The organism is Azohydromonas australica DSM 1124, from assembly GCF_000430725.1.
Lineage (GTDB): Bacteria > Pseudomonadota > Gammaproteobacteria > Burkholderiales > Burkholderiaceae_C > Azohydromonas > Azohydromonas australica.
This window is the reverse complement of sequence record NZ_KE387224.1, coordinates 5,501-31,356: the sequence shown is the minus strand read 5'-3', so window position 1 is coordinate 31,356 and position 25,856 is coordinate 5,501. Positions and strand designations below refer to the sequence as shown.

Here is a 25,856-nt window from a genome sequence, read left to right as displayed (position 1 = left end):
ATCCAGTCGCTGCTCAGCAGCGACCGCGAGTACGTGCGTCCTGGTGCAGCCTGAGATCAGTCCCACCACGCCGACTACGGACACGGCCGACAGCAGCAACTACCCCAAGGAGGAACACACCCAACGCAGGTTTGCGATGCTCTACCAATGTGATGACACACTGGTCAGACCAGCACTCCGGGATCCTGTTTTTCGTGACGGCTGAGCAATCGGGCCGACAAAATATTGAGGACGGGGTGCGCAGATCTCATCGAGGCTGCGGGCATGCAATCAGCCTTGCCCATCAAGCGAGCCGGATACATGTGTGCAGACCAGTTCCATCACAACGTAGAGCTTGCAAAAGGCGTCGGCTCCATACATTTCGAAAAAGTACGAGATGCATGGACGCCCCCGAAAATGCCAGGCGGTCTTTCAACGAAGGCTTGAAGGGAAGATTGCAGCTATGCATTCGGACTTTGATGTAGGTGGGGGCCTGCTGTCCCGCATGGATATGAGCTGGTCGATTCCCCATTACCCCCAAGCACTCGAAGTGCGGTTTCGTACGCGGGCTTTACCGACCACGGTCTTACCTGTCTTGCCATCGTGTCGTGATCGCCTGAGCAATCGGTGGTGGGATTCTCCTCTCGCAGTTGAATGGGTTGAACCTGCTTTGCCGACTTCGATTACGCAGCAGCTCGTGCTCGTGCGTAATCAGCTCGGAACTCCCGATCGTTGGCCAACAAAGCCCATGCAATCCTGGCGTTCTTGTTTGCCAGCGCAACGATAGCGATGTTGGAGCAGCGCCTCTCGGCCAGATTCCCGACCCAGTCGTACGCCGCCTTCTTCGTGCGCTCGAAGGCACTGAGCATCGCGCGGGCACCGTGGATGAGCAAGGTGCGCAGATAGCAGTCGCCGCGCTTGCTCATGCCCAGCAGCACGGTCTTGCCCCCGCTGGAGTGCTGCTTGGGTACCAGACCGAGCCATGCCGCGAACTGCCGGCTGTTCTCGAACGTCTTGGCATCGCCCACCGCGGCGACCAGCGCACTGGCGGTGAGCGCGCCGATGCCCGGAATCGAAGCCACCTTGCGGCTCAGCGGGTTGCTGCGATGCCAGGCGTTGATCTGGGTCTCGACCTCGCTGACCTGGTTGTCGAGGTGTTGCAGGTTCTCCAGCAATCGTTGAATCAGCAGCCTGAAGCTGCCAGGCAGCTCGTTCGTCGCATCCTCGATCAGCTCCGGGACACGCCGCGCCAGATGCTTGATGCCTTGCGGGATGACCAGCCCGAACTCCGCCAGCAGGCCGCGGATCTGGTTGGCTTGCGCCGTGCGGGCCTTGATGAAACCCTGACGGGCGCGATGCAGAGACAGAGCTGCCTGCTGCTCGACATTCTTGACCGGCACGAAGCGCATATTGGGCCGGCCTACGGCCTCGCAGATCGCTTCGGCGTCGGCGGCGTCGTTCTTGTTCGACTTCACGTAGGGCTTGACGAGGTAAATGATGGTGCAAACCTGAACCGGACGCTGGCGACAACGGCACTTCGCCGATGCGGAAGACGACCCGAATCGACTCCGTCTCGATCTCGACACGCTTGACGAGGGTACGGATCAACTCCCTACGTCCAGTCCAATCTAACTTCTCAAGTCCATCGCTGACACGAGCGCTGAACGCTTCGAGCCGACCGATCACGAGCTGCAAGTCGGCCTCCTGCTTGGCCAAGGTCCGGGCCTGCTCAGCTTGCTCTTGCAGCGTCTGCAGCCTTTCCTTGAAGCGACGGATACGAGGCTCGGTTTCGCTTTTTTCCAGGTAGCCCTCAGCGTATCCGTCGATCAGGCGTGCAATGCCGTTGCGCACTTTCGAAATTTGCTGTTCCAGTAATCTGACATCGGCTGTGGCAGCTGGCGCCTGCACCGCATTCAGTCTTCTCTGATACTCGCTGGTCAAGCGTCGTGGATCCTGCAGTAGTCGGCACACTTCGCCCCATACAGCTTGCTCGATGTCTTCGCTTCGTACGGGCTTGTTCCAGCACAGTCGCTGACCACCCCAATGGTCCCCATGATTGTTTCCAATACAACGGTAGTAAAGGTACTTTACTGAGCCACGCTTGGCACCTGTACAACCGCAGTAGGCGTGGCCGCAGCAACCGCACACCAGCAGCCCCTGTAGCAAACGCGCCACGGGTTGCTGGCTACCGCGCAGGCGCTGTCGGTTCTCCTCCAACTGAGCCTGCACCGAGTCGAACAGTACTTTACTCACCAAGGCTGGAACCGAGATCGATAGCCACCCATCACTCGGAACGTGACAGAGAGGTCGGGCATTGAGCGACAACAACGCCTTGCCTGGTCGCGCAACTTGCCGAGGGCGTGGCTCAACAACGCGTGTTCTGCCGTAGGCGGCTTGCCCGCAATAAGCAGTGTTCCTCAGGATGTTCCAGACAGTTGTTTGACCCCACTGTGCCTTGCCAGCAGGGCTTGGGATTCCTTCGTCAGCCAAACGGTGGCACACCTCACCCAAGCTCAGGCGCTCTCGGGCCACCCAGTCATAGATGCGGCGCACGACCTGTGCCTTCTCAACGTCAATTTCGTAGCGAGCATGCCCCGCGCCCTCAGCCACCGTGACGTACCGATATCCGTAGGGAGCCCTGGACATGACGCTTACCGACCCTTGCTGCGCTCGGTGGCGTTTGCCACGCCGGCAACGCTCGAGCACCTTCGCCCGTTCATACTCCGCAATCATTCCCTGGACTTGCAAAAGCAGTTCGTCTTCAGGGGACTTGCCCAGGGGACGGTTGAGGAATACCAGCGTGACGCCAGCCCTTTGGCACTCGTCCACCAGCATGACTTGATATGCGTACCGACGGGCCAGGCGGTCTGGTGAATGCACGTACAGCCGCTCTATCTCGCCGTTGGCGACCGCATCGCGAAGGCGTTCCAGCGCTGGCCGGATCAATGTCGTTCCGCTATACCCGCGGTCGATGAACTCATATTGCGGCAGTAGCCGCACGCCGTCCGCGGAGATCCTGTCCCGCAGCGCCCTCAGCTGACTGTCGATCGTCTGGGTTTGTGCCTGCTGCTCGGATGACACCCTGGCATACAACGCCACCACTGTCGTGCTCATGATCGAGCCCTCCGCGGTAGATCCCACGTCAACGACTGGTCTGCGTGCCTCGAACGCCGCGACACGATTGGCACCACACGCGCATAGGCGTCGGCAAGGTGTTCTGCGGCCAGTCGACTTGGTTCAAACACGATCGCGACCTTCAACCGGAAATTCGTCCGGCGCTGCCTCGTGTCCATCGCTGCTCTCCACCCCGCGACACGGCTCAGGGGTGGCAAGAACGTTACGCCGCCGCGGTCGGGTAAGACCCTCCCGGCGATATGTCTTCAAGCCTGCGCGATCCAAGGTCCACAAGACCTCGAAAGGCAGTTTTGCACCATGGTTCAGGTCGTCTTGACGAACTTTGGCGCCATCAGCTTCACCGTGTGCCCGAGCGCCGTGAGCTGGCGTGCCCAGTGGTGGGCGCCGGAGCAGGCCTCCATGCCGATCAGGCACGGCGGCATGTTGGCGAAGAACTCCGCCACCTGATCGCGCCGCAGCTGCTTCTTCACCACGGCCTTGCCGCGGCTATTAACGCCGTGCACCTGGAACAGGTTCTTCGCCAGGTCGATCCCGCATGTCGTAACGTTCATGGCGGACGCTCCTCTCGGTTCCGGTAGTCATGTAGTACTACCCCGGGCACGCTGATGCCAGTTCGAGTGGGGGCGTCCATTCCTACAGGGACCTCCGTCGTGGTCAATAGGTCGGCGTGGTCAGTGGTTCGCTCCTGTCAAGCGAGACGGGGCCGGCGGGTCGAACGAGGAAAGACTGCTCATCTACAGGCGGCCTTGTTGTACGACAGACGTCGTGCGGGCCCAGATACGAACCGCTCAGCAGGGCTCCATTCATTGCACGGGGTAGCGAATTGCCCACTGGAATGGACACGAGCTTGCCTGCTGCCGGTCTTACCTGTTCAACGTACCTTCGCCTCGAGTCTTACAGGACGGTAATGGCGCGATGCCTCAACTGGCGAGCCCGTCTGGGGCGCATTGCTGGCCGCTGGGCTTGACGCTCACATGGTGACAGTTGAAGCGCTGCTCCCTGGTGAGCATGGCCCACAGGATCCTGGCGTTCTTGTTGGCCAGCGCGACGGCGGCCTTCTGCCAGCCCGATCTGTCGCATAGGCGCTGGACCCAGCGTGAGATTGGGTCATCACGTTTGTCAGCCGACAAGACAGCGGATCTTGCGCCCTGGATCAGCAGCGACCTGAGGTACATGTCACCCCGCTTGGTGATGCCTCCGAGGCACGTCTTGCCGCCGCTGGAGTTCTGCTTTGGGGTGAGGCCAAGCCAAGCACCGAACTGTGCCGCGTTGCGGAACTGCTTGAAGTCTCCGACGGTGGCAACGAGCGCGGATGCCGTGATAGGGCCGATTCCCTTGACCTGAGCGGCACGCCGGACCTGCTGGTCATCCTTGTTGTGAGCAGCAATTCGCTGATCGCACCAGGTGATGTGCTCATCAAGCTCTCGCCAACGGTCCGCCGCACGTTGAACAACGAGGCGTGCCATGCTGGCGATCTCGTTGGTTGCGTCCTCGATGACCTCGATGAGGCGCTCTCGCAGAACCTTCGCACTCTGCGGCAGCACGACACCAAACTCACTGAGCAGGCCGCGGATCTGATTGATGCAGGCGGTTCTCTCTTCCTTCAGGCTTTCTCGTAGTCGATGCACGCAGAGCATGCCTTGCTGCGCCACCGTCTTGGTCGGCACAAAGTGCATGTGGGGTCGTGAAGCAGCCTCGCAGATGGCCGCGGCGTCATTCGCATCGTTCTTGCCACCGCGACCTTGCACCCTGTACGGGGTGACGAGCTGCGATGGAATGATGCGTGCATCCAGCCCCATGGCGATGAGCTTGCGGCTCCAGAAATGGGCACCAGAGCAGGCTTCCATGGCGACAAGGCAGTTCGCGGGTAACTGGGAGCACCATTCCGCGAACTTGCCTCGTGGTAACGCACGGGTCGCAATTACCTTCCCAGCCGCATCGACGGCGTGCACATGGAGCACATTCTTCGCCAGGTCAACACCTACTCGTACGATGTCGCTCATGGAGATCTCCAACGGCTGGTTGGGGCAGCTGCCGTGGCGCCATGGTGGCATCAACCGCAGCCGCAGGGTCTAGGAGGTCCCTTCGTATTCATTACCCCTGTCTCGATGGCCCTGGAAGCGGCCACCGCGCCCATGTGGCCGGCGCTGGGCGGCTTCAGGTATAGGTCCTCTACCTTGCCGATTACCGGCGCAGCCGGGCAGGGTGCCAGTGGCGGTTGCCGTAGCGGCACCAGTCCCTGCGGCCACGGCAGCGGCGCCACCGGCTCCGGCGCAGGACACATGTGCGCATGCCGGTTGCCCGAGAGTGCGCCAGGAGTGGTGACGGCTGCCACCGCACGCTACTTTCAGCGCCCGCCGCGCCAACAGCAAACCGTATCCACCCTGCAGTGAGGTATGCCCGTGAAGCGGCTGTTTCCGGTCAACGAAGCAATCATCGTCAAGCAAACTGCCGCCTTGAGGATCATTGGGGCGGACCTGGGCGGCCCATTGGGCGCGGTCTACATCGGCAACGGGGCCAACGGCCCCGCGGTGTTCTACGAGGACCGCCAGGGCAGCGAAGGCACCCGCTGCGCCTGTGATCTGCACAGCTCGTACTGGCAGCAGTGCCACGCAAAAGCGGCCGTCGCGGCGCTGCTGGTGCGCCTTGCCATCGACTCAAGCAAGGGGCCGACGTGACTGTCAGGCTCGTCCAGGCCAGCAAGTTTCTGAGCTTTGTGCTGCGTCACCAGCCACAGGCGATCGGTTTGACGCTGGACGCCGAGGGCTGGGGCAGCGTGGAGGGCCTTATCGCCGGTGCGGCTCGGGAGAGGCGGCAGCTCTCGCGCGAGTTCATCGAACAGGTCATTGCCACGAACGACAAGAAGCGCTTCGAGCTCTCGGCCGACGGCCTTCGTATCCGTGCAGTCCAGGGCCACTCGACGCCCAGCGTGCAGCGTCGGTTCGAGCCCGTGCAGCCGCCCGACGTGCTGTTCCACGGTACGGCTTCACGCTTCGTCGCCGCTATCAGCCGGCAAGGCATCAAGCCAGCCTCCCGGCACTATGTGCACCTCTCGACTGACGAGCAGACGGCCTAGGTCGTTGGTCTGCGTTACGGATTGCCTGTAGTGCTCGTGGTGGACGCTGCACGCATGCATGCATGCACAGCGCTTTGTTTTCCACCAGGCGGAGAACGGAGTTTGGCTAACGGCCAGGGTACCGCCGGCTTTCCTGCGCCGTGCCGGGTGAAGCGGTGAGATCCTGAACTGCGTACTGCCTTGGCTGGCCTATGCACGGGCAGTGGCTGCACGGCCACGCCCGGTCCTTTCCTCTCAGGGTGGAAGTGAAGCGGCGTACCGGCCTTGTGGCCTGGGAGCAGGGCAGCAAAGGTCACATCTTTTGAGATTCAGCCCCCATAACCCCAGCCACCGAACCTATGCCTATCAAAAGGTGTGACCGCCGTCCGGCTTGCTGCGCCAGATGGTCACACCTTTTGATAGAAGGTAGGGCTGCAAAGCCCAATAACGGTCACACCAGATCTTGATTTTGTGACCAATGCATGAGTCTATGGAGCAAAGGTGACATCTTTTGATAGCGAAACGGGGCGCGAGAGCGCATGGCGTCTCTCAGACAGCCCCTTTCAGAGCGCCTTGACACCACTGAACACCGTGCTTTGCTTCATTGGTCACACCTTTTGAGAGCGGCAGCACTCCAGCAGGCAAGCCATGGTCACACAGACTCCAATTGTTGTGACCTTGAAGCTGTTTAGAGATCCCAAAGGTCACAGGTTTTGAGAGACGGCCTGCTAGGCGCGATGCACGAGCCGACTCAACTTGGCGAGCCCGCTGTGCACGGGTCCCGGCACGGGCTTCATGCCATCTCAAGACCGACCCTCCTTGTTATCCACAGCGGCACATCGCCCAGTGCTTAGCGGTCTCTCATATCCAGAGACCGTTGCTCTCAAAAGGTGTGACCGTTCTCTCATATCCACAGACCTGAACAATCAAATCCTGTGACTTTCACTATCAAAAGATGTGACCATGTCAGCTGTAAGCTATTGATTTTGAAAAGAAATCTGCGCCGTAAAAGTATTAAAAACAGAAAAGGTTCTTTAAAGGCAAAAACACGCCGTTGTCACAAAAGCCGATAAATGGAAGGAGAACTATCAGGGGCAACGGTTACACTGGCCTCTTGGCATGTGACCATAGAGAGGACGACTCGGTGAGCAACAATGCTTCAGATCAAGCCGCATCGGCTTCCGAAAGCTTGTTGGCTGTCGCCGAAGTACGCGCCCCACGTCAGGACTTGTTCCGCAAGACGGTCTACGTCGTGCATAGCCGACCGCGGGAGCCACTTACCCTTGTGCAGCGCAAGCTGGCCAACGCTTGGCTAAAGTTCGCAATCGAGCACAAGCCTGATCCAAAGGGCTGGTGGAAAATTCCTCTTTCGCGGTTGCGCGAAGATATTGCCTTTCCATCGACCAATACTGGGCATTTGAAGGATGCAGCCCGCAAGCTCATGCAGATCGTGTTTGAGTGGGACGTGCTGGCCCCAGAAGGCAAACGTGTGGAGTGGGTTGCTCAAGTACTGTTCCCTGCGGTAGCCATATCGGATGGATATATCCGCTTCAAAATCAGTGATGACATATATCAGGAGCTGCCTCGCCCCGAGGTATACGCTCTCATCGATATGGCGGTGATGCGTCGGTTCAACACCGCGGTCGCAATGCAGATATGGGAATTTTGTGTCCGATTTGAGAACATCGGGCGTACGTCGTCGCTTCCCTGGGAAGAATTTAGGGATTCGGTGTTGGGTGCTGCCGAGAAATCTTCATTCGGACAGTATAAGGTCCTGAAATCGCGCGTACTGAACAAAGCTGTCAAGGAAATTAATGAATGCTCGAATCACGAGGTCGAGCTGGTTGAGCACAAGAGTGGTAAGAAAGTCGAGGCGATTCAATTTCTGGTCCGCAACAAGGACCGCGCGCCTCAAGCGAACGGTGACATGCAGCGCCTGATGCAACGCATGGGGCATCTCGGCCTACCAGGGACAGAAGCCAAGCGGCTGCTTGCGCGGTACTCGACGGAGAACATCGACGACGCTCTCCAATACACCGAGCTGCGCCAAGCCGATGACAAGCAGCCTCCGTTGGAACAACCTGCTGCTTACTTCCGCAAAGCCCTAGAGCAGGGCTATGGAAGGCGCGCAGCTGAAAATCAGCAACCAAGCAAAGCAGCCGGCGCCAAGCAGGAAAAGCAGTTCGATATCCAGGCTGAGTTTGATCAGAATCGCCGCGAGGAAGCTCGCTCGTACTACGGTGAGCTGACCGCGAGCGAGAAGAAGGCGCTGATAGAGCGATATAACGCCCAACAAGAACATCCGCAGCTGTGCATTAAGACGCGCATCACAAAAATTTCGGAGATTGCGTTCATGAACTGGCTGGCACGGGATACTTGGGGTGAGCCGTCAGCTCAAGATATGCTTGATTTTTCAGTGAAGCTCTTGGCGAAGGCTAGGAGGTAGGATTTTCTTAGATCGAAGATTTAGTACTTAAGCGACCTGGCCTGCTGACTCGCATTCGAAGTGGGCCTTGGTACGCAGTATCAAGTGCGTTTGAGCGTCGATTGCCGATGCGCAGAAACAGATGCGTTCTGCATCGGGCGCTAATGGCGTTGTAGATCGGCTGTCTTCTGGCGGTCACGACGCGCTTTTCGAACGCATGGACGCCGGATCTCAGCGCAGAACGCTGAGATGCCCAAGTCACACCTGACCAACTGGGGATCCGGGCAGCGGACTGTCTGGAATCAGCAGTTCCTGTTATCAAAAAGTGTCACTTTTGGGGATGCGTTCGCAACCAATCCTTGAGTGCCTCGTTCATGCGTGTCTGCCAGCCCTCGCCGCCAGCGCGGAACGCCTCGATTACTTCTGGGTCGTAGCGCACCGTCACCGCCTGCTTGCGCGGCGCCTTCTGCGGGCCACGCTGGCCAGGGCGGCGCTTAAGGGCTACCAAGCCCTCGTACACCTGAGGCGGCAGAACCTCCTTGGCTGGGCGCGCTTGCTTGAACCACGCGTCGTCGAGCTCCGGGTTGTCGGGGTCCGCCGCGATGCCGGCATTGATGGCGGCTTCTTCTTCAGGCGTTGGCACGATGGTGCCGGGCTTAAGTTTGGGCATAGCGCTTCACCTCTCGCGGGTTGGCCTTGCGCAAGCTGATAAGTCGAACCGCAGTGTCGCGCAAGGTGAAGACCATCACGTACAGACGCAGCCCGATGTAGCCCATGGCTCGGAACCTCGTCTCCCCGTAGCGCTTGCGGTCGTCCAGCTCAATGACAGCGGTCTCCCATTCGAAGCTTTCGGCTTCGTGGAACCAGACCCTGTGGCGGGCCACGTTGGCAGCCAGCTTGGCAGGATCGTGCTCATAGTGCATGAGCTTAATGTAAATGCAAAAAGCTCGCTTGAGGAGCTTTTTGTAGTTACGTGTATCCGCTGGCACGCAGCTGCATTCAGCCCATCAGAGGTATCAGACACTGGCATTTGTGGCCGGCACTTCCTTTTCAGCATTAGCTTGGTACTGCTGGCCAATCTGCGCGCGGCGTACGACACGTCACAGCGACTCCACCAGACATGTAGGGTCGCCCCGATTTGCGTCTTGGTGCTCCTACGCAGCGCCCTGTAAGAGGCACCAAGCCAGTCATATATACAACATACCGGGAACACTAACGAAAACCAGTCATCTCGACCTCGCTGCGTTGTTGTTGGAGGGATAAGGGAAGACCGCAGCCTCTGCGCTGTTGGCTGTTCTGGCCGCTGAAGGATAGGAAGGGGACACCCGCTTTTCTGCTCAGCCTTTGCCTTCCTCGCAGTTCTGGTTCCGTTGAACCAGTTTGAAGCCCTCCCAGTTTCTCTTACGTGTGCCGTGGCTTTGAGAGGAGTCAGGGGAAGACAGACCCGCCCTCAGCTCGCTCTCTGTGACCGGCTTTCCCGTGGGAGGGTGTAAGGGAGGAGGAGGGGGTGGGAGGGGGAGAGGAAGTGGTTGGGGCGAGGGGGGGGGTCAGGTATGTTGTGCGCTTTGATGGAGTTCACTGCCCTTTTCGCGTGGCGGCTTTCGCCGCGTACTTGGCTGCCACCACAGGTCCAGCGCGTCGCGTGCTCGCCACCCGCTGCTACGCGTTCAACAAACGCCCCCAGGAAGACTTGGTGTCCTGCGTCCCCGCACCGGATCTGACCTGGAGGCACCCGACGCCGACATCGGTACTGGAAAACGAGGGACCATGCATCTGAGCGCCTCGCCTGGCGGGCAGCTCCCTCGGCTGTCTCCAGCACGCCGGCGGTGTAGTGAGCTATACGAGATCCGTCCCCGCGTACAGCGCCTGCAAGGCAATAGGCCCGCCGCCCAACCAATCCACCGCAGGCAGTGCCTCCCCAGCCGCGTAGGCCATCGGCGGCTGGTGGCCAATGGCATCGCGCCCATACACCTCAACACGCTGCTCGTCCTGGCTGATGATCCAGTAAGCACGCAGCCCCGGCAGTTTGCGGTACGCCGCCAGTTTCTCGCGGCGGTCGGTGGCAGCGGTCGAGTCGCTGAGAACTTCCACCACCAGCACCGCGTCGTGTGCCACGCGCTCGCCCGCAGCGACGCCGGCGTCGCAGACGACGAACACATCGGGGTAGTAGACGCTGTCTGCCGCCTGCACGTGCAGCTTCACGTCGTTGATGAAAACCTGGCACGGCGTGCCGTCGAGCCGATCGGCCAGCACGCGCGCGACGTTGAACGCAATGCGGTTGTGGCGCATCGTGCCCCCCGTCATCGCATACACCTGTCCGGCCACGTACTCGTGGCGAAGTGGTGCGGTTTCCTCGCGCGCGAGGTAGTCGAACAGGTGAATCGGGGCCTGCAGCGGGTGAGCCATAGAGGTGAGTTTTCTGTGCGGCTCGATTGTGTCCCCGTCAGACGCCCTGTAGTCACGCTTGGCCCGCAATCACACTGGCGACGCCGGCCAGCGCAGGCACTGCGCTGGCGAACTGCCAGGCTGCGGCAGCGTGGCGAGAATTCGAGCTTGTAGCTCGCACAGGGCACGCTGGCACCATGCGGTCGTCGAGATCGCGGTCTGCGGCCGGAGCTTGGCCATCGAAACTGGCGAGGTGCCCCGCCAGCGCCTTCGGAGCCGCCCTCGGCGCTTTTCCCTCCGTGCCGTGATCCGTAAACAGCCGCACCGTCTCTTGAACTGCGGCTGTTCTCTTTGTCGTCCGGCTCCCTGGTCTTCCCATGGGAAAACCGGCGAGCGTAGGCTCGACCACCGATGCAACGTATGCAGATGGTGCACCGTGAGCCCGGATCCACAGCTGGCTGCCTGGCGTCTGGCCCGCGCCGGGAAGTGGGAGCGGTTCGAGCGCGTGCTGCGCAAGTCGCCTGCCGCGCGCACGTTCATCCGGATGCTGCCGTACCAGATGTACTTTGACGGCTACCAGCGCGCGGAGCACATCGCGCGCGTGATCGAGGAGCAGGAGCGGGCGCGCAGTGGTGTTGGCGAAAGCCAGTGGCCGCGCATCATCGCTGTCGATGCTGCCGGCATGACATCAGGAAAAACAGGCGGCGGAACGCAGGAGCCAACCCGATAGATCACGCACGGCAAGGCGCATCCGCAGCCCCGGATCATCTGTGATGGGCCGGACGGTCTTTTCACTGCTCCCGCCACGCCGTTGAACAGGGCCTCTCTGCCACGCACGGTGAGTTGGAAGGCCGGTTGTCTGCCAGTCTTTTCTCTGCCGACCACGGTCGCCCACTCACGACCACGACTTGCCCGTCGAGTTCGAGGCAGGTCTGTCGACGGCTTCGACCACGACACTCAGCCTGGCAGCCACTTCGTCCATCAGGGCTGCAAGCTCCAGCGCCTTGCTGACAAAGGACTCCTCTTGCAGGGTCGCAGCCGCTTCCAGCGCAGCAACAACCGACCGGACGTGACCGCCATTTCCTTGGTCAGGAACGCTCGGTAGGCCGTGGCGTCCTCGGTGGACAGCGACGACAGCGCCACGCCGCGCTCGACGACGGCCCAGAGGATTAGGCGCTCGGCTTCCTTCTTGTAGGCGCGGCGCATGGCCTCGGACTCGTGGCGTTCCAGCCAGGGCTGCACAGCGGCGTAGTCGTCACCGGCGTCGAGCGCGCAGCCTTCGTGCGGGGCGCGCAAACGTTCTTGCAAGCCGTTGAGCTCCTGCGGCATCAAGATGCGCTCCCACGGCTGCACGTCTGTAGGCCGGCGCCGCTACCAGCACCCATGCCCGCTCGGAGAACTCGGGATTTGCAGCAAAGAAGACGTCCAAGTGCTGTGCGCCGGCAGCGTCCAGACCGGGCGGCATGGCCGTCCACCAGCGCCGGCGTTAAAGCAGCACTCGATCGTCGATCCCGGCACGCGGTCCCTGTTCCAGCGCCATATCGCTGAAATTGCGCCGCTGGAAGCTCGGTGTTGCACGGCTGTCCAGGCGAGGCAATCGCCACTAACGGCATCAGTGCCAATATAGTGGACGAAGACAACGAAATGAAATACAGTGTCCACCAAGGCGCTGGACAGGCTGGCGTCACCTTCTGGGATGCGGGCATGTTCAAACGGATGCATCGGTGGATAGGGCTTGGAGCGTTGCTGTGTGCCGGCTGGGCCTACGCGGCCTTTCCGGCCAAGCCAATAACTCTCGTTGTTCCCTTTCCGGCCGGCGGGCCGGCTGACGTGATGGGCCGCTCACTGGCCCGCGCCATGAGTGAGCGCCTGGGTCAGCAGGTCATCGTCGAGAACAGGCCAGGGGCGGGCGGTGCGCTGGGCATCGCCGCGGTCGCGCGCTCCCCTGCCGACGGGTACACCATGAGCATGGCTGGCACCGGTGCGATGGTGTATGCGCCTTTCATCGTCCAGAAGATGCCTTTCGATCCGCTCAAGGGCGTGACGCACCTGGGCACCATGGTCAGGACTCCCAATGTGCTGGTCGTGAAGATGAACTCGGGGATCGAGACCCTGTCCGACCTTGTGGTTCGCGCCAGGGCTGAGCCTGGCAAGCTCCGCATTGCCGTCGCGGGCATGGGCAGCAGTACACATGTCGTGGGCGCGCTGCTGCAGAGCGAAGCCGGCATTCGCCTCAACGTGGTTCCGTACAAGGGTGCCGCACCTGCGGTGCAAGATCTCATCGGCGGCCACGTGGACATGTTCATCGCTGAAGTTCCCGCCGTGGCGCACTTCATCAAAGCTGGCACCTTGCGCGGACTGCTTGTCACCGACACAAAACGCCTGTCCTTGCTGCCGGAAGTGCCTACCGCAGCGCAGAGCGGTGTGCCGAAGCTGCTGGCCGACGGCACCTACGGCGTGATTGCACCACCTGGCTTACCTGCCGACGTGGCGGCCAAACTTGCCAATGCCGTTGCCGATGCTGTGTCTTCCTCCGACGTGAGCGGCAAATTCGCCAAGCACGGTGGCATCGCGCAGCCCGGAACTCCCGGCGCCTACCGCGCCTTGCTGGAGTCGGAACAGCGCCGGTGGGCTCCGGTGATCAAGGCAGCAGGCATCACGGCCGAGTAGCTGTCCAACCCTGGTGGAACCTCACATCATGAACATCAAGACCCGTATTACCGAGCTGCTCGGTATCCGCTATCCCATTGTCCAGGCTGGCATGAGCTGGGCGTCATCGAGCGCGCTGCTGGCCGGCACCGTGTCCAAGGCCGGCGGGCTGGGCGTCATCGCCGCAGGGCCGATGCGGCCAAATGACCTGCGATGTGCGATCCATGAAGTGCGCCAGATCACGGATCAACCGTTTGCCGTCAACGTCGCGCTGTACAACAAGCGCGCCGCGGAACACCTGGACATCGTCCTAGAAGAGCGGGTGCCCATCCTCATCGCCTCGCAAGGCGGTCCCAAGGAGCACCTGCCCCGCTTCAAGCAAGCCGGCGTCAAGTGGATTCACGTCGTCGGTCACCCGGATCATGCCCGCAAGGCGCAGGCGGCCGGTGTGGACGCGCTCATCGTTGTCGGTACCGAGGCCGGTGGCCACCCGCCGCCCAATGGCACCAGCACGCTCGTGATGGTGCGCTTGATCGCCCAGGCGGTGGACATTCCGATCATTGCCGGTGGCGGTGTTGTCGATGGCGCAGGCGTTGCCGCCATGCTGTGCCTGGGTGCTGACGCAGTGCAAATGGGAACCCGCTTTCTGCTCACGCCTGAAGCGTCATTGCACCCTGCCTACAAGCAGAAGGTGCTTGAGGCCGGGATCGGAGGCACAACCCTCGTGGGACCTCGCAGTTTGCCGATACGTGCGGTTCGCAACGAATTCACGCAACAGTACGAGGTAGCCGAATTGGCCGGACAACCTGGTGAAGAACTCAACGCGATCTTTGGTAGCAGCTCGCTGAAGATGGCCGCCCTGGAAGGGAATATCGAGCAGGGAAAGGTCGAGGCCGGCCAAGGTGCGGCCCTTATCGACGAGCTCGTTCCCGCTGCCGAGCTGGTGGAGCGCATCGTGCAGGAGACGTGCGATGCGATGGAACAACTGTGGACCAAGAGGGGCTGAAAACCATGGACGACCTGCTGATCAACGACGAAGGCAACGTGCGCGTACTGCGCATGAACCGGCCGGACAAGCGCAACGCGCTCAACAACTCGCTTACCCGCGGCTTGGTCCAGGCACTGGCCCAGGCGGAAGCTGACGAGGGTGTGCACTGTGTCGTGCTCACCGGCAACGGGGCAGCGTTCTGCGCCGGCGCCGATATCTCGGAGTTCAAGGACCTGACGCCGGATCAGATGCACCGGGTCGATGAACGCGCCGAGCTGACGATGCAGCTGCATCTGAGCTTCTCGCGCATGACCAAGCCCGTGATCGCTGCCATCAATGGTTTTGCAATGGGCGGTGGAGCCGGGCTGGCCATCGCCTGCGACATGGCGCTGGCGGCCCGGTCGGCACGGATCGGGTATCCGGAAGTCAAGCACGGCATCGTGGCGGCAATCGTGCTGCCCAACCTCACGCGCCAGATTGGACGCAAGGCGGCGTTCGAGCTGGTGGCGACCGGCGAAGCGGTCAATGCCGAGCGTGCGCTGGCGCTGGGCATGGTGAACGCGGTTTACGACGACGATCGGCTGATGGAGGAGGCCGTCGCGTTGGCGTCGCGCCTGGCTGCCGTCAGCCGTCCGGCCATGGCCACCACCAAGCAGGTGTTTCACCAGGTGGTCGATCTGCCGCTGGCCCAGGGGCTGGAGATCGGCCGCGAGGCCAACAAGCGCATGCGCAGCTTCGTGCGCACCGAGCGCTGAGGGCGAACACCATGGCAAGACCGCTGGAACACATCACCATCCTGGATTTGTCGCGCGTGCTGGCATGCCCCTTCGCCTCGATGATCATGGCGGAGCTCGGCGCAACAGTGATCAAGGTGGAGCAGCCCGGCTCGGGCGACGAAACCCGCAGCTTCGAGCCCAAGGTCGAGAGCGATGCCGGTGTGGAGAGCGCCTACTACATGGCGTTCAACCGCAGCAAGCAATCGATCACGGTCAATCTGCGCAGTGCGCAGGGCCAGCAGATCGTGCGTGACCTGGCAGTCGGGGCTGACGTCGTGATCGAGAACTTCCCGGTAGGCACGCTGGATCGCTACGGTCTGGGTGCCGAAGCGCTGCGTGCCGTGAACCCGCGCCTGGTCTATTTGTCGTGCACGGGCTTCGGACAAACCGGCCCCTATGCGCCGCGCAAAGGCTACGACACGGTGTTCCAGGCCATGGGGGGAATCATGAGCCTCACCGGCGAGCGTGGTGGCGGGCCGGTGAAGCCCGGACTGCCTGTGGCCGATCTGACTTCGGGGCTTTGGGCCGTGATTGCCGTGCTGTCGGCACTGCAGGGCCGCAGTGCATCGGGGCAGGGCTGCCACATCGACCTGTCGATGTTTGACGCGCAGGTCAGCCTGCTGACGCTGGCAGCAGCCCGCTGGTTTGCACTGCACGAGGTGCCGCCGCGCCTGGGGACCGAGCACCCCGGCCGTGTGCCGTCGGCCAGCTTTCAGGCGCGGGGCGGTCGCTGGCTGCATATCACCGCCAGCGACCAGCACTGGACCCCGCTGTGCGAGGTACTGGGCCTGTCCGCCTGGGGAGCTGACCCTGGGCTGAACACGAATGCCGGGCGCGTGCAGCGTCGCGACGAGGTGATGCAGCGCCTGGGCGAAGCCGTGGCTGGGCACGACCGCGATGCGTTGTGCGATGCGCTGGAGGGGGCCGGGGTGCCGGCCGGCCCCATCAAGGCCGTCGACGAGGTGCTGGCTGACCCTCACGTCCAGGCCCGCGGCATGGTCAGCCACTTCGACCATCCGGCAATCGGCCGCTTTCCGGCGCTGCCGGTGCCACTGCGTTTCAAGGGCTGGGACAACCCGCAGGTGAGCCGGCCGCCGCTGCTGGGTGAGCACACGGACCAGCTCCTGCAACAGCGGCTTGGCATGGATGCGCGGCGTGTGGCCGAGCTGCGTGAACTCAAGGCAATCTGAGGTTTCGATGAACGACACGACACAGTCCGCGGTGCTGTATGCCGTGGAGGGTGGCATTGCCACCATCATGCTCAACCGGCCCGAGAGCCGAAATGCGCTCAACCTGGCGATGTGCGAAGGGCTGCTGGCCGCGGCCCTTGCAGCAGCTTCCGACCCTGAGGTCCGCCTGGTTCTGGTACGAGGCGCTGGTGCTGCCTTCTGTGCAGGCGCGGACCTCAAGGAGCGCAAGACGATGGACGAGGCGCAGGTGCTCGCGCGGCGAATGCGCGGCTTCTTTGCCTACGAGGCTTTGGAGTCGTTGCCCATGCCGGTAGTGGCTGTCGTGCACGGTGCGGCAGCCGGTTCCGGGGTGGAGATCACCGCGGCCTGCGACTTCGCGCTGGCCACACCCGAGGCAAGTTTCTGGACCCCGGAGGCCCAGTGGGGCACGGTGGGTGCGACGCAGCGGCTGTCGCGCATCGTCGGCAAGCGCCTGGCCAAGGACATGATGTTCACCGGCCGGCGCCTGAACGCGCAGCAGGCGCTGGAGGCCGGTCTTGTCAGCCGGGTGGTGGCAGCGGACAGGCTGGAGCAGAAACTCGCCGAGATGACGGCTGCCATGGTCAAGGCGCCGCCGCTGGCCATGCGGCTGGCCAAGCGGTGCATGGACCGCGGCGTCGAGCTCGGGCCCCGTGGAGCGCTGGCGGAGGAACTGCTGGCCATCGAGGAAAACCTGGCACGCACGGACTGGCGTGCCGGCATTGGCGGATTCGGAGATAAGAAATGAGTTGGCAACCCCATACCCTTGGCACGGTTCTGGAGCAACAGGCACTCCAACGCAAGGACGCCCGGGCACTCGTGACGCCCACTGCGGCGGTGACGTGGCAGACGCTGTCTGCCCAGGCCCAACGCGTTGCAAAGGCGCTGCTGGCGCGCGGCGTGCGACGCGGCGACTTCGTCGGCCTGCTGTGCGGCAACGATGAGCACTGGGTCGCCAGCTTCTATGGCGCGGCATTGATCGGCGCTGTCACGGTGCCAGTCAACACGCGCTTCAAGGCTGACGAGATCCTTTACTGCATGCGCCAGGCCGACGCGAAACTCCTGATCCTGGCCGACCGGTTTCTGAAGATCGACTTCATCGGCTTCCTGCGCCAGGCAGAGCCCGCCATCGACACGCAGCTGCCCGGCAGCGCGCTGCCCATGCTTCGTGACGTGGTGGTCGTTGGCAACGACGTGCCTCCCGCGGCGACGAGTTGGGAGCGTTTCCTGCAAGGTGGCGACCATGTGTCGGATGCCGAGCTCGCCGAAGCGGCGCACTTGGTCACGCCGCAGGAGCTGTTGCTGATCCAGTTCACCTCCGGGACGACAGCACATCCCAAGGGCGTGATGCTCACCCACGACAACATGCTGCGCAATGCCGCTGCCGTGGGACAGCGGCTGGGCATCGAGGCCGAAGATTGCTACTTCAACTGCCGTCCGTTCTTCCACGTCGCCGGATCCACGCTGTCGCTGCTGTGTGCGCTGTCGGCGGGTGCGTGCATTGCCACGCTGCCCACATTCGAAGCGGGTGCCGCACTGCGCATGCTGCACGAGGAACGCTGCACCTTCATCTCCGGCAACGACACGCTGTTCCAGATGCTGATGGCCCATCCGGACTTCGACCGCAACAAGCTGCACCTGCGCGGCGGCTGGGCGGCCGCTGGGCCGGACACCATGCGCCGAATCATCGACGGGATGGGTATCAGGCAGATCTGCTGGGCCTATGGCCTGTCGGAAGCATCGCCCAATGTCGTGATCAACGACTGGCGTGACGACGAGGCGCTGCGCGTGGCCGGACTGGCGTTGCCTCACGAGGGTGTTGCGGTGCGCATTGCCAACGAGGCGACCGGCCAGGTCTGCGAGACCGGTGATGTGGGCGAGATCCAGGTCAAGGGCTGGGGCGTGATGCAGGGCTACTACAAGCTGCCCGAGGCCAATGCCAAGGTCTTCACCGTCGACGGCTGGCTGCGCACCGGCGACCTCGGCGCGCTGCGTCCGGACGGAAGGTTGCGGCTGGTTGGTCGGCTCAAGGACGTGTTCCGTGTCGGCGGCGAGAACGTCGCGCCGGCAGAGGTGGAGCAGGTGCTGCTGTCGCATCCGGCCATAGCACTGGCCCAGGTGGTGGGGGTGCCCGATGCACGGCTTGGCGAGGTGCCAGCTGCCTTTGTGACGCTCAAGCCCGGAGCGGCGCTTGACGAGCAGACGCTGCTGTCCTGGGGGCGGCAGCGCATGGCCAACTTCCGCGCACCACGCTACGTGCAGGTGGTGCAGGACTTCGAGAGCATCGGTATGACCGCAAGCGGCAAGATCCAGAAGAACAAGTTGCGCGACCACGCCATCAGGGCGTTCGGTATCGGCGCGGCAATGGCAGGAGGTGTGGCATGAAGCCCGATGTGGTGCTGTGCGAGTGCTTTGCCCGTGATGGGTTGCAGCATGAACCGAACATCGTGCCGACCGAGCGCAAGGTCCAACTGGTTGAGCGTTTCGCGTCGCTCGGGTTCTCGCGCGTCGAGGCGACGTCCTACTCGAACCCGAACGTGGTGCCGCAGTTCGCAGACGCGAGCGCACTGCTGCAGAGGCTGCCGCGGCGCGAGGGAGTCATGTACAAGGCAACCTGCGCCAACGTGCATGCCGTGCAACGCGCCCTGGCGGATCTGGAGGCTGGCTTCGGCGCCAATGAGATCAGCCTGCTGGTGTCCGCGTCGGACTCGCATTCGCAGCGCAATCTCAAGCGCTCCCGTGTCGCGCAATGGGACAACATCCGGGACATGGCTGCAGTGGCTCGCGGCCGGTTCCGCCTGATCGGTACCGTGTCGGTCGCGTTCGGCTGCCCGTTTGAAGGCGCCGTGGATCACGAGGAAGTGCTGCGCGACGTCGAGCGCTTCGCGGCGCTGGGCGTCGAGCACGTGACATTGGGCGACACCACCGGCATGGCCACGCCGGCCACCGTGCGGAGTTTGTTCAAGGCCATGCGCGCACGCGCTCCTAACGTAACGCCCATTGCCCATTTCCATGACACGCGCGGTACCGGATTGGTCAACTACGTCGCCGCGCTGGACGCGGGCGTGACGCACTTCGACTGCGCCATCGGCGGTGTGGGCGGGCATCCGGCCAAGGTGCAGTACGGCGGCGGCCATACCGGCAACGTCTGTACCGAGGACTGGGTGGGGCTGCTGGAATCCATGGGTGTGCACACCGGCATCGACCTGGATGGTTTGCTGGAGACGGCCAAGTGGTGCGAGCTGGTACTGGACCGGCCACTGCAAAGCCGCGTGCTGCGCAGCGGATTCAATCCGCTGCAACCGATGGAATCGATGGAATCGATGGAATCGAGGAGCTTGTGATGGGGATCAGTGCGGACTACATCGTGGTAGGTGGGGGGTCAGCGGGGTGCGTGATCACGAACCGGCTGGTATCGGCAGGCAGGAGCGTGCTGCTGCTGGAGGAGGGCAAGGCCGACAACCATCCCTTCATCCACATCCCGGCGACCTTCGTGCGCGTGATCGGATCGCAGCGGTCTTTCATCTACGAGACGGAGCCCGAGCCCGGCGCCAACAACCGCGTCCTGACCGTGCCTCAGGGACGTACGCTCGGCGGCGGCTCTTCTCTGAACGCCATGCTCTACATCCGCGGGCAGGCCGAGGACTACGACACCTGGCGCGACCTGGGCTGCGACGGCTGGGGTTATAGCGACGTGCTGCCGGTGTTCCGGCGCAGCGAGGGCAACGAGCGGCTCAGCGGACGCTTTCATGGCTCCTCGGGGCCGCTGCGGGTATCGGACCCGCGGTACCGCCATCCGATCAGCCGTGCCTGGGTGCGCGCCGCGCAGGAGGTGGGCTATCCCTACAACGACGATTTCAACGGCGAGAAGCAGGAAGGAGTTGGCTTCTTCCAGACCACGACGTTCGACGGCCGGCGCGGCTCAACAGCGGCCACCTACCTCAAGGCTGTGCGCGCCAATCCACTGCTGACCCTGCACACCGAGTGTCGTGTCCTCGGGCTGGTCATGAAAGGCCGCGAGGTCACGGGCGTGCGCTTCCAGGCCAAAAATGGATCGGTGCAGGAGGCCCGTGCGACGCAGGAAGTGATCCTTTCAGCAGGCGCGATCGGGACACCCAAGGTGCTGATGCTCTCCGGCGTCGGGCCCGCCAACGAGATCGTCCGACACGGCATTGCCGTCGTGCAAGACTTGCCGGGTGTCGGGGCCAACTTCCAGGACCACGTTGCTGCATCGGTCTATGGCGTGACCGACCGGCCGATCTCGATGATGGACGAGGACAAGGGTCTGCGTGCCGCTCGCCACGGGCTGCAGTACCTGCTCACGCGCACGGGACTGCTGACTTCCAACGTGGTCGAAAGCGGGGGCTTCATCGACACGGCCGGCACCGGGCGTCCCGACGTACAGATCCACGTCACCCCGGCGCTGGTCAGTTCGGAAGAGCGCAAGTCGATGGGGCGCCACGGCGTGTCGATCAACCCCTGCGTTCTCCGGCCGACTTCCCGCGGAAAGATCTCGCTGCGCAGCGGCAATGCCGCCGACCGTGTCGTCTTCGTGGCCAACAACCTCACCACGACCGAGGACGTGCAGACGCTGCTGCGTGGCTTGAAGGCGTCACGCAGGATCCTGCGTGCACCGTCGATGCGGGAGTTGGGCTTCACCGAGCTGGCGCCGAGCAAGGACGACATGCTCACGGATGACGCGCTCGAGCGGTATGCCCGCGAAGCCGTCAAGACGGTCTACCACCCTTCGGGCACCTGCAAGATGGGCAAGGACCAGATGGCGGTGGTGGATCCAAAGCTGCGCGTCATCGGGCTGGAGAGGCTGCGAGTGGCCGACGCCTCGGTCATGCCCACCCTCGTCAGCGGAAACACCAACGCACCCTGCGTGATGATTGGCGAGCGTTGTGCTGACTTCATCCTTGGCCTCGACCAAGCGACAGCGCAACCGGTCACGGCCACCTGTTCCACGACGGTGCCCCAGCCGGCGCACCAGGAGCGCGTCAGCCTGCACCAACCAATTCGTTGAGACGCGACACGAGGTAACGCACCTCGTCCATGTCGACACCGCCAGCGGCCGCCTTGGCGGCTGTCTTGGCGCCTGACGGCACGGCCACATCCTCATCCTGGGCCTCGCCCGCTGCGATCTGCCGCTCCTCTTCAAGCACGCGCTTGGCACTGACCGTCAGCGCGCCGAGCATGTCCATCAACTGCTTGCGCTGCTCCGCTGATAACGGGCTCAGCAGCCGCTCGTTGCGTGCCAGGGCGTCTGCAAACACGGTTTCGTACAGCGCATGCCCTTCCTCGGAAAGGCGCAGCGTGACGCCCCGCGCATCCGTATCACTGCGCTCGCTGAGGACCAGCTTGCGCTCAATCAGGCTGGAGAGCGTGCGGCTGGCGTAACTCTTGTCCATGCCTGTGCGGCGAGCCAGCTCCTTCAGGGACAGCGGCGCAAAGCCGCCCAGCATGGCAATGGATCGCCATTCCAGCAGGGTCAATCCGAACTTGCGCTCAACCCTCAACGATGCACTGGCTGCTGATAGGCCAGCCAGGGAGTGCAGTCGCGATGACAGCAGGTCGGTGATCACCTTCGGTGCCGACGTGGAACGTTTGGATCCACTCATGGAATACCCGATGGTTGTTGTCTCTGTCCACGATTTTAGTCCCAAATCCCTCAGTACCAATAAGCCTACCGTCTGATTGATAGTTGCTTAAGTCCACGAACAGGTGTACATTGAAAACCAATTTAGGACGACGGAGCGACATGCCATGTACACGAAGCTGGCCCTCTACATCGACGGTGAATGGCTTGCGGCGGCCAGCGGCGGCACACAGCCGGTGATCAACCCCGCCGACGAGTCGGTACTGGCTGAACTGCCGCTGGCTGGAGCCACCCAACTCGACTGCGCGCTCGCAGCCGCGCAGCGTGGCTTCAAGGTCTGGAAGCGGACCTCGGCGCACGAGCGCTATACCGCGCTGCGGCGGGTGGCGTCGCTGGTGCGTGAACGCCACGAGCGACTGGCCCAGGTCATGACGCTGGACCAGGGAAAGCCGCTGTCCGAGGCGCTGATGGAGGCCAAGGCCGCAGCTGACCACATCGAGTGGTATGCCGAGGAAGGCCGGCGCGCCTACGGGCGCGTGATTGCACCGCGCCAGGCCTCGGTGCGCGCCAGCGTTCTGCGCGAGCCGGTCGGTCCCGTCGCGGCGTTCACCCCCTGGAACTTCCCGATCAACCAAGCCGTGCGCAAGATCGCCGGTGCGTTGGCGGCGGGTTGCTCGATCGTCATCAAGGCGCCTGAAGAGACGCCGGGTGCCTGTGTCGAACTCGTGCGCTGCTTCGCCGACGCTGACTTGCCCAAGGGTGTCCTGAACCTGGTTTTTGGTGAACCGCAGAAGGTGTCGCAGCACTTGATCCCCTCACCGATTATCCGCAAGGTCTCCTTCACCGGCTCGGTGCCTGTGGGCAAGCACCTGGGCGCCATGGCGGCGCAGCACATGAAGCGCACGACCATGGAACTCGGCGGCCACGCGCCCTTTATCGTCTTCGCCGACGCCGACTTGGACTCCGCGGTCGCGGCCGCGGTGGCGCTGAAGCACCGCAACGCCGGCCAAGTGTGCGCAGCGCCTTCGCGCTTCTACCTCCACGAGGACATTCACGACCGGTTCGTCGACGCCTTCGTCAAGCGCTCCAGCACCCTGACAGTGGGGCCGGGCACCGACATGGCCAGCCAGATGGGGCCGCTGACCAAGCGTCCGCGTGTCGACGCGATGCAGTCGTTCGTCGACGACGCGCAGCAGCGCGGCGCACGGGTGCTGACTGGTGGCGCGCGATTGGAGCGCAAGGGGTACTTCTTTGCGCCCACCACGTTGGTGGACGTGCCCGACGATGCACGCGTTGCCCTCGAGGAGCCCTTCGGCCCAATTGCTCCGATGTTCCGCTTTGCCGCGTTCGACGAGGTGGTGGAGCGGGCTAACAGCCTGCCGTTTGGCCTGTCGGCCTTCGTGTTCACGCGCTCGCTCAAGACGTCGATCGACATTGCCGCTGAATTGGAGAGCGGAATGATCTCGATCAACCACTTTGGACTGGCCTTGCCGGAAACGCCCTTCGGTGGCGTGAAGGACAGCGGCCATGGCAGCGAAGGTGGCACCGAAGGCCTCGAGGCTTACCTGAACACCAAGTTCGTGTCCGAACTGGGCGTGTGACAACGCTTTTCTCATAGCGGCGCGGCGGCGCCGCCCACGACAAGGAGACATCATGAAGCTGCAAAGAAGATTCGCCATGCTGGGCATCGCTGGCTTCGCGCTGGGCGCATGTGGGCTGGTGCATGCCGATGCCTATCCGTCCAAGCCGGTGCGCATGGTGATTCCCTATGCGGCGGGCGGGCCGGTCGATGCGCTGGGCCGCGCGCTGGCCTCGCGCCTGTCGGCCGCCTGGGGTCAGCAGGTCATTGTCGACAACCGACCCGGCGGCAACGAGGTGATTGCCGCATCGCAGGTCGCAAAGGCCGGCGGCGACGGCTACACCTTGATGCTGGCAACCGACCCGACGCTGTCATTGAACCCGTACCTGTTCCAGAAGCTGTCGTACGATCCGATCAAGGACTTCACGCCCATCACGCGAGTGGCCATCTCCAACATGGCGCTGGTCGTCGCCAATTCGCTGCCGGCGAACACGCTCAAGGATTTCGTCGCGTACGTCCGCGCCAACCCGGACAAGGTCAGCTACGGCTCGTCAGGGGTCGGCAATGGGACGCACCTGTCCATGGCCTGGTTTGCCAAGGAAAACCAGCTCAACATGGTGCATGTGCCCTACAAGGGTCTGGCGCCTGCCTTGCAGGACATGCTGGGAGGCCAGGTCCAGGCCACCATCGGTGCCGTCTCGGTGGTGATGCCGTTCGTCGAGAGCGGCAAGATCAAGGTGCTGGCGATCTCGGGCGACAAGAGAGCGCAGAGCCTGCCCAACGTACCGACCTTCGCACAGGCAGGTTTTCCAGCCATGCAGGCCAGTTTCTATTACGGCTTGATCGCTCCGGCCGGGCTGCCCGCGGCCATCAGAGACAAGATCGCCGCCGACGTGCGCGCCATCGTGGCGGACGAGAAGTTCAGGAAGGCCAACCTCGATACCTTTGCTCTCGAGCCGGTGGCTGACTCGCCTCAGGAATTTGCACAGTTTCTTGTGCGGGATCGGGAAATGGCCATGAGCAAAGTCAAGCTCTCGGGCGCACGCCTGGACTGAAGCCCATGGACCAAGACTTGGCTGGCGTGCTGCCTGCGGACTCACCGTTTTCCCTTGATTTGGGCATCAAGGTGCTCGAGTGGGCAGAAGGCCGTGCATTGATTGCGCTTGATGTCGACGAGCGCCATACCAACCGACGCGGTGTAGCCCATGGCGGCGTGATTGCAACGCTGGCCGACATGGCACTCAGTCTGGCATGGCGCAGCGCCGCGCCCGAGCGCCCACCAGCAGGCACCGTGAACTTGAGCGTGACATTCGTAGCGCCCGCCCATGGTCGGATCACGGCCGAAGGCCGCTTGCTGCACATGACGGGCAGTTGTGCCTTCTGCGAAGGGCGGATCCTCAATGGCGATGGCGGTTTGGCTGCCGTCGCGCAGGGGACGTTTCGGATGCGGTGGGCCACGAAAGACTCGGGAGAGGGTGCTCACCCTCATTCATAGGCTCCGGTTTATTGAGTCCGGACACAGTGGTCGCCTGCCGAAAGGGCGGGCGCAGACGGCCTCGATGTGCTGTTGGCGTCCGCAGGGATTCCTTCTGCCTGGAAGCCGTTAGGTTTCATGAAACCCTCGGGAGGAAGAATTCCATGTTGATTGGAGTACCGCTGGAGACTGCGGCCTCAGAGACCCGTGTCGCGGTCACCCCGGAGACGGCAAAGAAGCTCAAGGCCCAGGGCCACCAGCTTTTCGTGCAGTCTGGCGCCGGCGTGGCCGCCGCGGCGCCCGACGCGGCCTACCAGGCCGTGGGCGCGGAGATCGTGGACGCCAAAACCGCTTTCGGTTGTGGCCTGGTGCTCAAGGTCCGCTCGCCCGCCACCGAGGAACTGCCGCTGATGAAGCGCGGCGCCGCGCTGGTCGGGATGTTCAACCCCTTCGACCGCGAAGGGCTGGAGCGGCTGGCCGCGGCCGGACTCACGGCTTTCGCGCTGGAGGCCGCCCCGCGCACCACGCGCGCGCAGAGCATGGACGTGCTCTCCAGCCAGGCCAACATCGCCGGCTACAAGGCCGTGATCATCGCGGCCGACCG

The 25,856-nt window shown here is 63.0% G+C and carries 22 protein-coding genes and 3 pseudogenes; 16 read left to right on the top strand and 9 right to left on the bottom strand.

What is annotated here, in order from left to right; translation table 11 throughout:
- Positions 1–662: 662 nt before the first annotated feature.
- The 4 genes and pseudogenes from H537_RS48600 to H537_RS0139865 all read right to left on the bottom strand — a co-directional run.
- Positions 663–1,466: pseudogene (locus H537_RS48600) on the bottom strand (IS110 family RNA-guided transposase); the annotation flags it as partial.
- Positions 1,467–1,959: 493 nt separating this feature from the next.
- Positions 1,960–3,093: pseudogene (locus tag H537_RS56985) on the bottom strand (recombinase family protein); the annotation flags it as partial.
- 332 nt (positions 3,094–3,425) lie between these two features.
- Positions 3,426–3,665: pseudogene (locus tag H537_RS0139870) on the bottom strand (IS110 family transposase); the annotation flags it as partial.
- Positions 3,666–4,034: 369 nt separating this feature from the next.
- Positions 4,035–5,117, bottom strand: coding sequence for an IS110 family RNA-guided transposase (locus H537_RS0139865; protein ID WP_029002283.1), 1,083 nt, complete (start codon positions 5,115–5,117; stop codon positions 4,035–4,037).
- 399 nt (positions 5,118–5,516) lie between these two features.
- Here H537_RS0139865 and H537_RS0139855 point away from each other — a divergent pair, with 399 nt between their 5' ends.
- The 3 genes from H537_RS0139855 to H537_RS52115 all read left to right on the top strand — a co-directional run bounded on the left by H537_RS0139855 (position 5,517) and on the right by H537_RS52115 (position 8,615).
- Entirely contained in the window at positions 5,517–5,792 is a 276-nt protein-coding gene (locus H537_RS0139855; protein WP_156902286.1) for a hypothetical protein, read from the top strand.
- A complete protein-coding gene (locus H537_RS48595; RefSeq protein WP_310733043.1) occupies positions 5,720–6,190 on the top strand; it encodes an RNA 2'-phosphotransferase in 471 nt (156 codons plus the stop codon). Before H537_RS0139855 ends, H537_RS48595 begins: the two co-directional genes overlap by 73 nt.
- Before the next feature lie 1,123 nt (positions 6,191–7,313).
- A complete protein-coding gene (locus H537_RS52115) occupies positions 7,314–8,615 on the top strand; it encodes a replication initiation protein (RefSeq protein WP_169517200.1) in 1,302 nt (433 codons plus the stop codon).
- A gap of 307 nt (positions 8,616–8,922) precedes the next feature.
- On the opposite strand, the gene H537_RS0139835 is transcribed toward H537_RS52115, so the two are convergent.
- The 3 genes from H537_RS0139835 to H537_RS48590 all read right to left on the bottom strand — a co-directional run bounded on the left by H537_RS0139835 (position 8,923) and on the right by H537_RS48590 (position 11,000).
- Entirely contained in the window at positions 8,923–9,264 is a 342-nt protein-coding gene (locus tag H537_RS0139835; protein ID WP_029002279.1) for a BrnA antitoxin family protein, read from the bottom strand.
- Complete coding sequence (locus H537_RS0139830) at positions 9,251–9,517, bottom strand: BrnT family toxin (protein WP_029002278.1); 267 nt, start codon at positions 9,515–9,517, stop codon at positions 9,251–9,253. Before H537_RS0139830 ends, H537_RS0139835 begins: the two co-directional genes overlap by 14 nt.
- A gap of 913 nt (positions 9,518–10,430) precedes the next feature.
- Complete coding sequence (locus tag H537_RS48590) at positions 10,431–11,000, bottom strand: Uma2 family endonuclease (RefSeq protein WP_051244755.1); 570 nt, start codon at positions 10,998–11,000, stop codon at positions 10,431–10,433.
- A 415-nt stretch (positions 11,001–11,415) separates the two neighbouring features.
- On the opposite strand from H537_RS48590, the gene H537_RS0139820 reads away from it, so the two are divergent.
- A complete protein-coding gene (locus H537_RS0139820; RefSeq protein ID WP_029002277.1) occupies positions 11,416–11,709 on the top strand; it encodes a hypothetical protein in 294 nt (97 codons plus the stop codon).
- 251 nt (positions 11,710–11,960) lie between these two features.
- Here the strand turns inward: H537_RS0139820 and H537_RS0139815 are convergent, their stop codons facing one another.
- Positions 11,961–12,287: a hypothetical protein gene (locus H537_RS0139815; RefSeq protein WP_156902285.1), complete on the bottom strand. Its 327-nt coding sequence runs from the start codon at positions 12,285–12,287 to the stop codon at positions 11,961–11,963.
- A 318-nt stretch (positions 12,288–12,605) separates the two neighbouring features.
- On the opposite strand from H537_RS0139815, the gene H537_RS0139810 reads away from it, so the two are divergent.
- The 8 genes from H537_RS0139810 to H537_RS48580 are packed head-to-tail and all read left to right on the top strand — an operon-like array spanning position 12,606 to position 21,626.
- Positions 12,606–13,649: a Bug family tripartite tricarboxylate transporter substrate binding protein gene (locus H537_RS0139810; RefSeq protein WP_084151327.1), complete on the top strand. Its 1,044-nt coding sequence runs from the start codon at positions 12,606–12,608 to the stop codon at positions 13,647–13,649.
- 13 nt (positions 13,650–13,662) lie between these two features.
- Positions 13,663–14,634: an NAD(P)H-dependent flavin oxidoreductase gene (locus H537_RS0139805; RefSeq protein WP_259375268.1), complete on the top strand. Its 972-nt coding sequence runs from the start codon at positions 13,663–13,665 to the stop codon at positions 14,632–14,634.
- Between the two features lie 5 nt (positions 14,635–14,639).
- Positions 14,640–15,371: an enoyl-CoA hydratase/isomerase family protein gene (locus H537_RS0139800; RefSeq protein WP_029002273.1), complete on the top strand. Its 732-nt coding sequence runs from the start codon at positions 14,640–14,642 to the stop codon at positions 15,369–15,371.
- Between the two features lie 11 nt (positions 15,372–15,382).
- Complete coding sequence (locus H537_RS0139795) at positions 15,383–16,582, top strand: CaiB/BaiF CoA transferase family protein (RefSeq protein ID WP_029002272.1); 1,200 nt, start codon at positions 15,383–15,385, stop codon at positions 16,580–16,582.
- Positions 16,583–16,589: 7 nt separating this feature from the next.
- Positions 16,590–17,348 (top strand): enoyl-CoA hydratase/isomerase family protein, encoded by a 759-nt coding sequence (locus tag H537_RS0139790; RefSeq protein ID WP_043462347.1) that lies wholly within the window; start codon positions 16,590–16,592, stop codon positions 17,346–17,348.
- Positions 17,345–18,985: an AMP-binding protein gene (locus H537_RS0139785; protein ID WP_029002270.1), complete on the top strand. Its 1,641-nt coding sequence runs from the start codon at positions 17,345–17,347 to the stop codon at positions 18,983–18,985. The genes H537_RS0139790 and H537_RS0139785 overlap by 4 nt, the downstream gene beginning before the upstream one ends.
- Positions 18,982–19,944: a hydroxymethylglutaryl-CoA lyase gene (locus tag H537_RS48585; protein WP_051244751.1), complete on the top strand. Its 963-nt coding sequence runs from the start codon at positions 18,982–18,984 to the stop codon at positions 19,942–19,944. The genes H537_RS0139785 and H537_RS48585 overlap by 4 nt, the downstream gene beginning before the upstream one ends.
- A complete protein-coding gene (locus tag H537_RS48580) occupies positions 19,944–21,626 on the top strand; it encodes a GMC family oxidoreductase (protein ID WP_084151326.1) in 1,683 nt (560 codons plus the stop codon). The genes H537_RS48585 and H537_RS48580 overlap by 1 nt, the downstream gene beginning before the upstream one ends.
- Here the strand turns inward: H537_RS48580 and H537_RS48575 are convergent.
- On the bottom strand, positions 21,601–22,185 hold the full coding sequence (locus tag H537_RS48575; RefSeq protein WP_169517199.1) for a MarR family winged helix-turn-helix transcriptional regulator: 585 nt from the start codon (positions 22,183–22,185) through the stop codon (positions 21,601–21,603). The genes H537_RS48580 and H537_RS48575 overlap by 26 nt on opposite strands.
- 181 nt (positions 22,186–22,366) lie before the next feature.
- Between H537_RS48575 and H537_RS0139765 the strand changes: the two genes are divergently transcribed.
- From H537_RS0139765 to H537_RS48570, 4 genes are all read left to right on the top strand, one after another.
- On the top strand, positions 22,367–23,800 hold the full coding sequence (locus H537_RS0139765; RefSeq protein ID WP_029002269.1) for an NAD-dependent succinate-semialdehyde dehydrogenase: 1,434 nt from the start codon (positions 22,367–22,369) through the stop codon (positions 23,798–23,800).
- A gap of 52 nt (positions 23,801–23,852) precedes the next feature.
- A complete protein-coding gene (locus tag H537_RS0139760) occupies positions 23,853–24,833 on the top strand; it encodes a Bug family tripartite tricarboxylate transporter substrate binding protein (protein WP_029002268.1) in 981 nt (326 codons plus the stop codon).
- Positions 24,834–24,838: 5 nt separating this feature from the next.
- Positions 24,839–25,273, top strand: a complete 435-nt coding sequence (locus H537_RS52110; RefSeq protein WP_084151324.1) for a PaaI family thioesterase — start codon at positions 24,839–24,841, stop codon at positions 25,271–25,273.
- Positions 25,274–25,416: 143 nt separating this feature from the next.
- Positions 25,417–25,856, top strand: a 440-nt coding sequence (locus tag H537_RS48570) for an NADP transhydrogenase subunit alpha (protein WP_043462351.1), incomplete at its 3' end; no start/stop codon positions are given.